Annotated in this window: 10 protein-coding genes and 1 tRNA gene; 5 read left to right on the top strand and 6 right to left on the bottom strand. The window is 64.5% G+C overall.

Annotated features, from left to right (window positions below; translation table 11 throughout):
- Positions 1-8: 8 nt before the first annotated feature.
- The 3 genes from AWB76_RS02640 to AWB76_RS02630 form a co-directional block, all read right to left on the bottom strand.
- A complete protein-coding gene (locus AWB76_RS02640; RefSeq protein ID WP_061158589.1) occupies positions 9-512 on the bottom strand; it encodes a cytochrome b/b6 domain-containing protein in 504 nt (167 codons plus the stop codon).
- Between the two features lie 10 nt (positions 513-522).
- Positions 523-786, bottom strand: coding sequence for a PepSY domain-containing protein (locus AWB76_RS02635; RefSeq protein ID WP_061158588.1), 264 nt, complete (start codon positions 784-786; stop codon positions 523-525).
- A gap of 78 nt (positions 787-864) precedes the next feature.
- On the bottom strand, positions 865-2,556 hold the full coding sequence (locus tag AWB76_RS02630) for a thiamine pyrophosphate-binding protein (protein WP_061158587.1): 1,692 nt from the start codon (positions 2,554-2,556) through the stop codon (positions 865-867).
- Positions 2,557-2,852: 296 nt separating this feature from the next.
- On the opposite strand from AWB76_RS02630, the gene flhF reads away from it, so the two are divergent.
- From flhF to AWB76_RS02615, 3 genes are read left to right on the top strand one after another with little or no spacing between them, the layout of a single operon-like run.
- Positions 2,853-4,625 (top strand): flagellar biosynthesis GTPase FlhF, encoded by a 1,773-nt coding sequence (gene flhF / locus AWB76_RS02625; RefSeq protein ID WP_061158586.1) that lies wholly within the window; start codon positions 2,853-2,855, stop codon positions 4,623-4,625.
- On the top strand, positions 4,618-5,535 hold the full coding sequence (locus tag AWB76_RS02620; RefSeq protein ID WP_061158585.1) for a MinD/ParA family ATP-binding protein: 918 nt from the start codon (positions 4,618-4,620) through the stop codon (positions 5,533-5,535). The genes flhF and AWB76_RS02620 overlap by 8 nt, the downstream gene beginning before the upstream one ends.
- Positions 5,536-5,553: 18 nt before the next feature.
- Positions 5,554-6,285, top strand: a complete 732-nt coding sequence (locus AWB76_RS02615) for an RNA polymerase sigma factor FliA (protein WP_061158584.1) — start codon at positions 5,554-5,556, stop codon at positions 6,283-6,285.
- 7 nt (positions 6,286-6,292) lie between these two features.
- Here AWB76_RS02615 and AWB76_RS02610 read toward each other — a convergent pair whose 3' ends face one another.
- The gene (locus tag AWB76_RS02610; protein ID WP_061158583.1) at positions 6,293-7,387 is read right to left on the bottom strand and encodes a GGDEF domain-containing protein; all 1,095 of its coding nucleotides are present in this window, start codon (positions 7,385-7,387) and stop codon (positions 6,293-6,295) included.
- A gap of 191 nt (positions 7,388-7,578) precedes the next feature.
- On the opposite strand from AWB76_RS02610, the gene AWB76_RS02605 reads away from it, so the two are divergent.
- A complete protein-coding gene (locus AWB76_RS02605) occupies positions 7,579-8,589 on the top strand; it encodes a Rieske 2Fe-2S domain-containing protein (protein ID WP_061158981.1) in 1,011 nt (336 codons plus the stop codon).
- Positions 8,590-8,626: 37 nt separating this feature from the next.
- Here the strand turns inward: AWB76_RS02605 and AWB76_RS02600 are convergent.
- Positions 8,627-8,702, bottom strand: a tRNA-Arg gene (locus AWB76_RS02600).
- 319 nt (positions 8,703-9,021) lie between these two features.
- Here AWB76_RS02600 and AWB76_RS02595 point away from each other — a divergent pair.
- Positions 9,022-9,918, top strand: coding sequence for a c-type cytochrome (locus AWB76_RS02595; protein ID WP_061158582.1), 897 nt, complete (start codon positions 9,022-9,024; stop codon positions 9,916-9,918).
- Between the two features lie 71 nt (positions 9,919-9,989).
- Here the strand turns inward: AWB76_RS02595 and AWB76_RS02590 are convergent, their stop codons facing one another.
- Positions 9,990-12,077 carry a UvrD-helicase domain-containing protein gene (locus AWB76_RS02590; protein ID WP_061158581.1) on the bottom strand — a complete coding sequence of 696 codons (2,088 nt, stop codon included), beginning with the start codon at positions 12,075-12,077 and terminating at the stop codon, positions 9,990-9,992.
- Positions 12,078-12,153: the final 76 nt, after the last annotated feature.

Below are 12,153 nucleotides of genomic sequence, written 5' to 3'. Positions count from 1 at the left end.
GATTTGCGTCACGGGGCTTTTTTGTTTCCCGTGACCATCGCCCGAATAAGATTCTCCCGCGTCCACACGCTCATCAGCACGGCCGCGCCGACATGCACGCACACGCACACCTCGACAGCGACGGAAAGCCACGTGTGAATCTCCTGCGGCCAGTCTTCGCCCCAGAACGCATCGAGCCGCATGATCCATCCCGAGACGGCGAGCGCCAGAATCAGGAACCACAGAAAGAGCGCCATCAACCCGCCGAGCGGATTGTGCGAAACGTGATGCATCGGCTTGCCGTTCGCAACCGAGCGTAGATACTCGATGAGATGCGAGCGCGTCGGCCACCACGCCGAGAAGCGCGCCTGACGCGACCCGGCGAAGCCCCACACGATACGCGCGACAACCAGCCCCGCCGCGACATACCCGAGCAGCCGATGCGCGGAATCCGTCGGTCCGAACAGATTCCACACGACGATGCCCGCGACGGCCCAATGCGTGAGCCGGACGAAGCCGTCCCAGACTTTCACGGCGCGAGCGTCATTCGACTTCGGACTTCACCACGGCCAGCGTCTTCGTGTCGTAATAGATCTCGACCTTCTTGCCGTCTTTATCGTGGCCGTAGATCTCGTAGCAATTGCCGTCGACCTTGAACTTGCGGATCTTGTAGCCCTGCGCCTCCAACTGCGCCTTGGCGTCCGATTCCTTCATCCATTCGCTCTTCGGATGCGCCGTGCAGTCCGCCTTCGCGAACGCCGCACCCGAAAAACCCAACGCCAACGACAAAGCCAGAACCTTAAGCATCGCTAACTCCCGGTGGTTTCGAACTGGCCACTCTACTGCCACCGGAAGCGCGTCGCAAGCATATTGAAAGTTTGTCCGTCAACGCCCGACTTGCTGGCGAATTTGTTCGAGTGTCGCGCCCGGCGTGCTCTGATCCGGCGGAATGCGAATCTCGATCACCGCCGGCAAACCGGAATTGCGCGCGCGCTCGAACGCGGGCAGAAACTGATCCGTCGTTTCGACTCGCTCGCCATGCGCGCCGAACGCGCGTGCGTACGCGACGAAATCGGGATTCGTGAGTCCCGTTCCATGCACGCGATTCGGATAATGCCGCTCCTGATGCATGCGGATCGTGCCGTATTGCGCGTTGTTCACGACGATGAAAATCACCGGCAGTTCATATTGCATCGCCGTGGCGATTTCGTTACTCGACATCATGAAGCAGCCGTCGCCCGCGAACGCGATCACCGTGCGGTCCGGATACAGCGACTTCGCGGCGATCGCGGCGGGCACGCCGTAGCCCATCGCTCCGCTCGTCGGCGCGCATTGCGACCGGAAATGCCGATACGAATAGTGCCGATGCAGCCACGTCGCGTAATTGCCCGCGCCGTTCGTGAGGATCGAATCGGCGGGAATCGTCTCGGCGAGCTGACGCATGATTTCGCCGAGCTGGACGTCGCCGAGCATCGGGCGCGGCTTGCGCCAGTCGAGATACGCCGCGTGCGCCGCTTCCGCCTCGCCTTGCCACGCGATATCGGCTGGCGCCGGCAGCGCGGCGAGCATCGACGCGATTTCCGGCATGCCCGAGACGATCGGCAAGTCCGCGCTATACACGCGCCCGAGTTCCTCCGCGCCCTGATGCACGTGGATGAGCGTCTGCTTCGTCTTCGGGATATCGAGCAGCGTGTAGCCGCCCGTCGTCGATTCGCCCATGCGCGGGCCGAGCACGAACAGCACGTCGGCATCGCGCACGCGCGCGGCGAGCGCCGGATTGACGCCCAGGCCGACATCGCCCGCATAGTTCGGATGCTCGTTCGACAGCGTGTCCTGATAACGGAACGCGCAGCCCACCGGCAGCTTCCACTGCTCGACGAAGCGCGCGAAGTCCTGCGTCGCCGCCTCGGTCCAGCCGCTGCCGCCCGCGATCACGAACGGCTTCTTCGCGTTCGCCAGCAACTCGCGCAGGCGCTCAATCTGCGCCGCCGACGGCGACGCCGCCACGCGCTGATAACGCGGCGCGGCCGGCACAGCAGCGATCGTTTCGGTGAGCATGTCTTCCGGCAGCGCGAGCACGACCGGACCGGGACGGCCCGACATCGCCGTGTGAAACGCGTGGCTCATGTATTCGGGCACGCGGCGCGGATCGTCGATCTGCGCGACCCATTTCGCCATCTGCCCAAACATCCGCCGATAGTCGATTTCCTGAAACGCCTCGCGATCCATGTGATCCCGCGCGCATTGGCCGATGAGCAGGATCATCGGCGTCGAATCCTGAAACGCGGTGTGCACGCCGATCGACGCGTGCGTCGCGCCCGGCCCGCGCGTCACGATCGCCACGCCCGGCTTGCCCGTCAGCTTGCCGACTGCCTCGGCCATGTTCGCGGCGGCCGCCTCGTGGCGGCAGACGATCGTCTGGATCTTCGAAGTCTCGTCGTGCAGGGAATCGAGCACCGCGAGAAAGCTCTCGCCGGGCACGCAGAACACGCGCTCGACGCCGTGTTCGACGAGCGCATCGACGAGGAGTCGCGCGCCGGTGGTTTGATCCTGTGAGGAAGGGACAGCGGACGTCATGCGAAGAAGTCTCCTTTGATTATCCGGCGTGGCCGGGATGCGAATCGCCCTAAAGCTTACGCCCTCGCGCACGCGCGAGGAAACGGGCAAAGCGGAATCTTTTTCCGGCGAAACGCGCGCGCCTGCGACTCGCCGCGTGTCTCCATCAGCCGAAATACCCCTCTTTCTCACCCCTTATCCAGCGATGGGCAAACGCTCAAGTTCGCAATAATGGCTTCACTGAAAAGCGGACACGGCAAGAAGCCAGAGCGGGTCCGCCTCGCAACGATCGCAGTTTCACCTCATCGGGGGCAAGTTTGAACATCCGTAAATTCATCGGCGCGAACAGCCGGGACGCACTGCGCCAGGTTCGTGAAGCGCTCGGCCCCGATGCCGTGGTGTTGTCCAATCGCACGCTGGACGACGGCACGGTCGAGATCGTCGGCGTCGCGGACAGCGACATCGCGTCGATCTCGCCCGCCGCGAAGGAACAGGCGGTGCGTTCGGCAGGCACGTCGCGCGCCGCGCTGGCCGCCGCCGCCGCCGCGATGCCGGTGAAGCAGTCCGCCGCGAATCCGTACGCGAGCGGCGACGTGTTCTCGTCGGTCTTCGGCGCAAACACCGATGCCGACGATGAATTCCACGCCGAGCAGCAACCCCACGCGGACGACGACACGCCGCCCACGATGGCCGAAACGAACCCGTGGCTCATCGAGCACGCGAAGCGCATCGCGCAGCAAGCGGCGATGCCGTCGAACCGTCCGCTGACGGCGTCGGCTGCGATCGCACGCGGCATGGGCGTGCCGGTTCCGGTCGCGGCGCAAGAGACGCGCGTCGAAAAAGCGGCGGAGGCCGGCCGGCACGCGACGCGCCAGCAAGCGAAGCGCGCCGGAGCCGCCGTCGAACCGAAAGTCGAAACGCCTGAATGGGCGCGCGAAGCCGCGCAAGTCGCCGCGCGCCGCGCCGCGCAGAAGATCAACGCGAGCGCGCCGCACGCCGAAGCGCCGGCTCCGAGCGCAGCACCGGCCACGCCGGAAAACGCCTTCGAAGGCCTGCCCGCGAACGCGGCGGAAGTCGTCACCGAAGCGATTCGCGCGCGCATGGAGCAGGTCGTCAACGAAACGGTGATGAACGAGCTTTCGTCGATGCGCTCGATGATGGAAGAGCACTTTTCCGGCCTGCTGTGGGGCGAGCGCCAGCGTCGCAATCCGACGGGCGCGGTGCTGACCAAGCGTCTTTTCTCCGCCGGTTTCTCCGCCCAGCTCGTCCGCATGATGGTGGACAACATGCCGGAGATGGAAAGCGTCGAAGGCGCGCTCGAGTGGGTGCAGCAGGTGCTCGAATCGAATATTCCGGTGATGGACAGCGAAGACGCGCTGATGGAACGCGGCGGCGTGTTCGCGCTGATGGGCCCGACGGGCGTCGGCAAGACGACGACGACCGCGAAGCTCGCCGCGCGCTGCGTGATGCGCTTCGGCGCGAGCAAGGTCGCGCTGCTCACGACGGACAGCTACCGTATCGGCGCGCATGAGCAACTGCGCATCTTCGGCAAGATTCTCGGTGTTTCCGTCCACGCGGTGAAGGACGGCGCGGACCTGCAGCTCGCGCTCTCGGAGCTGCGCAACAAACATATCGTGCTGATCGACACGATCGGCATGAGCCAGCGCGATCGCATGGTCTCGGATCAGATCGCGATGCTGTGCGGCGCGGGTCATCCGGTGCAGCGCATCCTGCTGCTGAACGCGACGAGCCACGGCGACACGCTCAACGAAGTCGTGCAGGCCTACAAGAGCGCGGCCGATCAGCCGCCGCTCGCGGGCTGCATCCTGACCAAGCTCGACGAATCGACGAACCTCGGCGGCGTGCTCGATACGGTCATCCGCTACAAGCTGCCGGTGCATTACGTGTCGACCGGCCAGAAGGTGCCGGAGAACCTGTACGTCGCGACCAAGCGTTTCCTCATCAAGAGCGCGTTCTGCATTCCCCGCGACAACTCGCCGTTCGTGCCGCACGACGAAGAAGTGCCCGCGCTGCTGTCAGCCTTGTCCGCGCGCGCCTCGACCGAACTGCACGAGGTGCATTTTGGATAAATACGTGCTCGACCAGGCGGAAGGTCTGCGACGGCTTCTCACGCGCGCTGGTTCGCGTGTGGTGGCGGTGGCGGGCGGACCGGCGGGCATCGGATGCACGTCGGCGGTGGTGAATCTCGGCGCGGCGCTGTCCGCGCATGGCAAGGATGTGCTCGTGATCGACGAGCATCAGAACGCGGGATCGGTGAGCCGTGTTCTGGGCATGGAAGACGCGGGCTCGCTCGCCGCGGTGATGTCGGGCCGCCGCATGCTGACCGATGTCGTCGAGCGCACGCCGTTCGGCTTCTCGCTGATCGCAGCGCCGCGCGACGAACGCATCGTTCACGATGCCGCGCACTGCCGCGCATTGCTCGACGGTCCGGCGGACATCGTGCTGATCGATGCCCAGCTCGATCGACACGGCGCACTGTCGACCCTCGCGGCGCAGGCGCATGACTTTCTGATGGTGACGCGGGTGGCCGCGTCGGCGATCACCGAGGCGTATGCGTGCATGAAGCGCTTGCACTACGCCCATGCGATCGGCCAGTTCCGCGTGCTTGTGAATCACGTGCAGAACCCGGCCGACGCGGCGGTCGCGTTCGACAACCTGTCGGGCGTCGCGAGCCAGTATCTGGCCGTGTCGCTCGTGCAGGCGGGATATGTGTCCGAGGATGCGCGCGTCGCTCGGGCAAAGGAACTCTCACGCTGCGCAGTCGAAGCGTTCCCGGCCACGGCCGCGGCGCGCGACTACCGCGCGATCGCGGCGGAGCTCCTGCACTGGCCGATGCGCCCCGCGCCTTACATGCGCGCGGCGGGCGGCCAGGCAGACGCGCGAAATCCGGTTGGCGACTCTGTCCAGAGCGCGCGGGAGGCGTCGCAACGTGCGGCTGCGCTTCACGATTTTGCATTGAGCAGCACGGCGTCGATGTGATCAAGATAGGTGACCAAGATGTATAACGCCCAAGGCAAACTCTCGCAGTCGGACGTGCTGACTAAATATGCACCGCTCGTTCGCCGGCTGGGGCTTCAGCTCGTCGCCAAGATGCCGGCGAGCGTCGATCTCGACGATCTCATCCAGGCCGGCATGATCGGCTTGCTGGATGCTGCGAGCCGCTACAAGGAAGATCAAGGCGCGCAGTTCGAGACATACGCGAGCCAGCGCATCCGCGGCGCGATGCTGGATGAGCTCCGCGCCAACGACTGGCTGCCGCGCAGCATGCGCAAGACGTCGCGCGAAGTGGAATCGGCGGTGCACAAGGTCGAGCAGAACCTCGGCCGCTCCGCGAGCGAGACGGAAATCGCCGAGCACATGCAGTTGCCGCTCGACGAGTATCAGTCGATGCTGCAGGACTTGCACGGCAGCCAGCTGATCTATTACGAAGACTTCGACCGCTCCGCCGACGACGAGCCGTTCCTCGACCGTTACTGCGTCGATCGTTCGGACCCGCTTTCGGCGCTGCTCGACGACAGTCTGCGCGGCGCGCTGATCGAAGCCATCGACAGGTTGCCTGAGCGCGAGAAGCTCCTGATGAGCCTCTATTACGAACGCGGCCTGAACCTGCGCGAAATCGGCGCGGTGATGGAAGTGAGCGAATCGCGCGTGTGCCAGTTGCACAGCCAGGCGGTCGCGCGTCTGCGCACGAAGCTGCGCGAGCAGGCGTGGACGAGCGTCGAAGCCTGACGCCTTTCTAGCTGATCTCGAAGTCCCGCGTCTCGGCGAAGACGGTTTTGCCTTCGCCGAGACTTTTTGCCCGATACATGGCGCGGTCGGCTGCGCGCAGCACGGCGGTCATGCTGGCCTGGTTCGCGGCCGTTGCGCTGGAAAGCAGACACGCGCCGATGCTCGCCGATACCGACACCGGCCGCTCCTGCACCGATGTAATCGCGCCGAGCACCGAATGGATGCTGTCGGCAACTGACAGGACCGCCGCGCGGTCGCGGACCTGATGCGCGAGCACGACGAACTCGTCGCCGCCTAAACGCGCGATGGTGTCCGGCTTGCGCATCCGCTTCGCGAGCGATTGCGCGAAAGCTTGCAGCAGCATGTCGCCGACTGCGTGACCGTAGGTGTCGTTCACTTCCTTGAAGCCGTCGAGATCGATGAGCAGAAGCGCGGTGGCGTGATCGCCATCGGCTTCGTGCGCGGACATCGCACGATCGACGATCCGTTCGAGCGCATAGCGGTTCGACAGTCCCGTGAGCGGATCGGTCGATGCCTGCCGCGCCAGATCGCGATTCGCATTGCCGAGCCTGTCGACGAGCACGCTCAGATACACCGATGCGCCCAGCACGCTCAAACCCAGCCCGATCGCGGCGGGAATATTCTCGTGCCACCACGGCTGCCAGATGGCCATCGCCATGACGATGACGAGCGCCGTCGCGCACGATACGGCGAGCGTGCGCTTGCCGTAACGGCATCCCGAGCCGATCAGAAACCAGAACATGACCCAGATGAGCGGCAGCGCGACCGATCCGCCCGCGGCGAGCGCGAGCCCGAGCAACGTCTGATCGGCGATGGTCGTGACGGTGAGACGCACGGAAGAAGGCGTGCTGATGCGGCTCACGATCAGAAGCGTGATCGCCCCGTAGGACACATAGAGCGCGACGAGCCGCATGACGAGCAATGCGTCGTGCGAAGGGCGCAGCCACGCGAAGATGCCGTAGGCCAGCAGAACCGCCGCTCCCATCCAGACTCGCAGCGTGGCCTGTTCGCGTTCGGGATTCCGGTGTTCGGACCACGCAAAGGCATAGGCCCGGCGTGCCGGTTGATGCGCCTGCTCCATACTGCACCCCTGGATGGTGATTTCTTTCTTTTATCTTGCTGTTATGTGCTGCGGCAGCGTCGCATGGCACCGGCTGGAAGGCGTTGCATCGAGTTGCACCGAGCGCGCGATCCGCTATTTTGCAACTTTTTGCGAAGACGCTGTGTTTCGTGTATGAACGGCTTTCGAACCACTTTTCCCGATTCACGGTGATGCGCGACGAATCTGTTTCTCTGGCTGGCGAATGGTTGCCCGTGTGCAATGGCGAAGATGTGCCGGACGGCGGCGCGCGCGGATTCGTCGTCGGCGATGAGCGGATCGTCGTGTGGCGCGACAGCATCGGCGCGGCGCATGCGTGGCGCGATTACTGTCCGCATCGGGGCGCGCAGTTGTCGCTCGGGCATGTGATGCGCGATCAGATCGTGTGTCCGTATCACGGCTGGCGCTATGACATCGAAGGGCAGTGCTTGCGAATTCCGTCGAATCCGTCGCTGCGTCCGTCGAAGCGCGCGTGCGCGACGACCTACGCGTGCGAGGAGAAATACGGCGTCGTGTGGATGTGTTTCGGCGAGCCCGCCTATGCGCTCGATTTCTTTCCCGAAGCCGCGATTCCCGGCGGCCGGCGCATCAACCTCGCGCCGCAGACGGTGAGGTCATCGGCGCCGCGTGTCGTCGAAAATTTTCTGGATATGGCGCACTTCTCATTCGTGCATGCGGGGATTCTGGGCGAAGAAGCGCATACGGAAGTGCCGGACTATGACGTCGTCACGAGCGATCAAGGTCTGGAAGCCCGCCAATGTCGATACTGGCAGCCCGCAGGCATTCCGGGGCAAGGCGGCGGCGCGATGATCGATTATGTGTATCGCGTGAGGCGGCCTTTGATCGCGAGTCTCACGAAGATGGCATCGGGCGGGCAGGGCGCGCTGCATATCATGCTGGCGGCGTCGCCGGTGACGCACACGGAGACGCGCGCGTGGCTCGTTTCCATTCACGAGGATGATTCGACGCATTCCGACCAGGAGCTTTACGACTTCAATATGGAGATCCTGATGCAGGACACGCCGGTCGTGGAGTCGCAATGGCCTCGGCGCTTGCCGCTCGATCTGGATGCGGAACTGCATCAGCGGTGCGATCGGATGGCGGTGGCTTACCGGAGGTGGCTGGCGGGGATGGGGTTTGGGTGGGGAACGACGTCGTCAAATCGCGAAAGCGAAACTAAGTAGTTTCGGCTGCTGCGATTGCTGACGAGTGGAAACGCTTTGGCGCGCCCGGCTGGGATCGAACCAGCAACCCCTGCCTTCGGAGGGCAGTACTCTATCCATTGAGCTACGGGCGCATCGGAGAAGGGCTTGCGGAGGAAAGTCACGCGCCGAAAGGCGGCTGCAAGGCCCATGCGAATCCGAGAGGATACCTGTTTTCCGTGACGCCGTCCATCGCGCGGGTTTGCGCGCGCCGCATGTGCCAGGTCACAAAGCATCACACGATTCGGGTAAACGCCCGTTCCAGCGCCCCGGCTAGCTCGCGCCGACAGTTAAGCGTTCCGTCTATAATCGACCGTGCCTTTTCCCCAAGGCGCGCCTGAGCGCAATGCATTGCCGTAGCTGTCACGCTGTCACTGAACCGACTCACACCAAAAAACGGGAGACGAGACAAGCATGAGCGAAGCACCCCACGGAGCCCCGATCAAGACACCCGGCCAACTGATCGCCGCGGTCATCGCGGGATTCGGCATCCCGGTCGCCATCATCATTCTGCTCGCGGTGTACGTGAACAATTCCACGCGCACCGGCGCGGGCACGGACATCGAGCAGTCGGTCAAGGAGCGCATCGCGCCTGCAGCGCAGGTCGATGTCCGCGACGCCAACGCGCCGCGCGTCTACAAGACCGGCGAGGAAGTGTTCAAGGCCGTGTGCTCGGCGTGTCACGCCGCAGGCACCGCGGGCGCGCCCAAGTTCGGCGATGCATCCGCGTGGGCGCCGCGCATCGGCGAAGGCTACGACACGCTGCTGCACAACGCGCTCAACGGCAAGGGCGCAATGCCCGCGCGCGGCGGCACCAGCCCCGACGATTACAGCGACTTCGAAATCGCGCGCGCGGTCGTCTACATGGCGAACGGCAGCGGCGGCAAGCTCGCGGAACCGGCGCAGCCCGCGCCGGGCGCGGCGGCGGCGTCGGGCGCTTCCGGTGCGGCTGCGGCTCCCGCTGCCGCAAGCTCGAACGAAAACGCGCAAGCGGCGGCGGCCGTGGCCGCGCTGGCGTCGGTGCCGCAAGCATCGGCGGCGCCCGCAGCGGGCGCGCAAAGTGCCGATGCCGCTCAGGCCGGCAAGGCGCTCTACGAGCAGGTCTGTCAGGCGTGTCACGCGGCGGGCGTGCTCGGCGCACCGAAGTTCGGCGACAAGGCCGCGTGGGCGCCGCGTCTGAAAGAGCCGATGGACACCGTCTACAACTACGCGCTGCACGGCAAGGGCGCGATGCCGGCGAAGGGCGGATCGAACGCATCGGATGCGGATGTGAAGGCCGCCGTCGACTACATGGCGAACGCGGCGAAGTAACGCTTTCTTCGAGCCGCAAAGAAAAACCCTGCGTTTTGGCGCAGGGTTTTTTTATGAGCGAACGATGAGCGTCACCCCTTCTGCAACATCGCCTTGAGCATCGCCATGCGATCCTTCGGCGACAACGGCGCTTCTTCCGCGGTCGGCGGCGGCGCATCGTCGAGCAGCATTTCGGGGATGAAGCGCGACGGCTCGCACACCACCGTCTCCCGCGCGCGCTTTCGCTTCTTGCACCAGTTCAGATGCAGACTGCGCTGCGCCCGCGTGATCGCGACATACATCAGCCGGCGCTCTTCCTCGATGCGCGAATCGTCGACGGGCGCGTCATCGTCCGAGGCACCGCGATGCGGCATGATGCCTTCCTCCACGCCCACCAGAAACACGTGCGGATACTCCAGCCCCTTCGACGCATGCACCGTCGACAGGCGCACCGCATCCGGATCTTCTTCCTTGCCTTCGAGCATCGACATCAGCGCGACGGTCTGAATCAGGCCGAGGAGGTTCTTGCCTTCATCGGCGAAACCGTCGGCGGTGTCGAAGCCGGTCTGCTCCGTGCCCGGCGCGGCTTCCGGCTTCGTGCCCTTGCGCTTCAGCCACTCGAGAAATTCGAGCACGTTCTGCCATTTCGTCTGCGCCTGACGCTCGTCGTACGCGTCGTAGAGATACGACTCGTAGTGGATGGCTTCCATCATGTCGTCGAGGACTTCGGTCGCGGGATCGCGATCGGCGCGGTCCGAGAGACGCCGCATCCATTCGCAGAACGTGCGCAGCGGCTCGACCTGCCGCGCCGACAGCCGCGCCTCGATGCCGCCCATGAACACCGCCTCGAACAGCGACACCTTCGCCGCGCCCGCGAACGCGCCGAGCGCTTCGAGCGTCGTATTGCCGACACCGCGCCGCGGCGTCGTGATCGCGCGGATGAACGCAGGATCGTCGTCGGGATTGGCGATCAGACGCAGATACGCGATGAGATCCTTGATCTCGGCCTTATCGAAGAAGGATTGCCCACCCGACAACACATACGGAATGCGCTCGCGCCTCAACACCTGCTCGAAGATGCGCGCCTGAAAGTTGCCGCGATACAGGATGGCGTAATCGCGAAACTGCGTGCGGCGCTCGAACTTGTGCGCCGACAAGCGGAACACGACGGATTCCGCCTCGTGCTCCTCGTCGTTGCAGCCGGTGACGGTGATCGTGTCGCCCATGCCGTGCTCGGACCAGAGCTTCTTTTCGAACAGCTTCGGATTATTCGCGATGACGTTGTTCGCCGCCGTCAGAATCCGCACCGTCGAGCGATAGTTCTGCTCCAGCTTGATCACGTGCAGCTTCGGGAAATCCTTGCCCAGCTGCGCGAGATTTTCGATGGTCGCGCCGCGCCAGCCGTAGATCGCCTGATCGTCGTCGCCGACGGCGGTGAACGCCGCGCGCGGGCCGGCCAGCAGCTTCACCAGTTCGTACTGGCAGGCGTTCGTGTCCTGATATTCGTCGATCAGCAGATAACGCAGGCGGTTCTGCCATTTGTCGCGCACCTGCTCGTTCTCCGCGAAAAGCTGCGCGGGACGCAGGATCAGATCGTCGAAATCGAGCGCCTGATATGCGTGCAGCGTCGCCGCGTAACTCCGATAGACGATCGCCGCCTGATGCTCGTCCTCGTTGTTCGCGAGCACAGACGCCTGACCGGGCGACACCATCGCGTTTTTCCACAGCGAGATGATCGACTGGATCTTGCGGATCAGCCCCTTGTCGGTCGTGCCGAGCTGTTCCTGGACCATGCCGAAGCAATCGTCGGAATCCATGATCGAGAACTGCGGCTTCAACCCGACGTGCTCCGCTTCCTGCCGCATGATCTGCACGCCGAGCGAGTGGAACGTGCAGATCGTCAACTGATTGACGGGAATCTTGCGGCCTTCCTTGCCGGGCGTCGTGAGCGTCTTGCCTTCGAGGAGCTTGCCGGTGCGCTCGCGCATTTCGAGCGCGGCCTTGTTCGTGAAGGTGAGCGCGGCGATGTGCTTCGGCTCGAAGCCGCGCCCTTCGATCAGATGCGCGATCTTCTGCGTGATCACGCGTGTCTTGCCGCTGCCCGCGCCGGCGAGCACGAGACAGGGACCATCGAGATAGCGCACGGCTTCGCTTTGCGCGGCGTTCAGACCTGCGGACATCGTTCTGGATTCTGGAGATTGGTGCGCCTAGCTGTTGCCTGTGCGCAGAGGAGAGCGCGATGTTAACACGATAGCG

Origin of the sequence: Caballeronia temeraria (assembly GCF_001544795.2) — a bacterium.
Taxonomy (GTDB): Bacteria; Pseudomonadota; Gammaproteobacteria; order Burkholderiales; family Burkholderiaceae; genus Caballeronia; species Caballeronia temeraria.
Note: the sequence above shows the minus strand (reverse complement) of the source record. Positions and strands in the feature narration are given on the sequence as shown.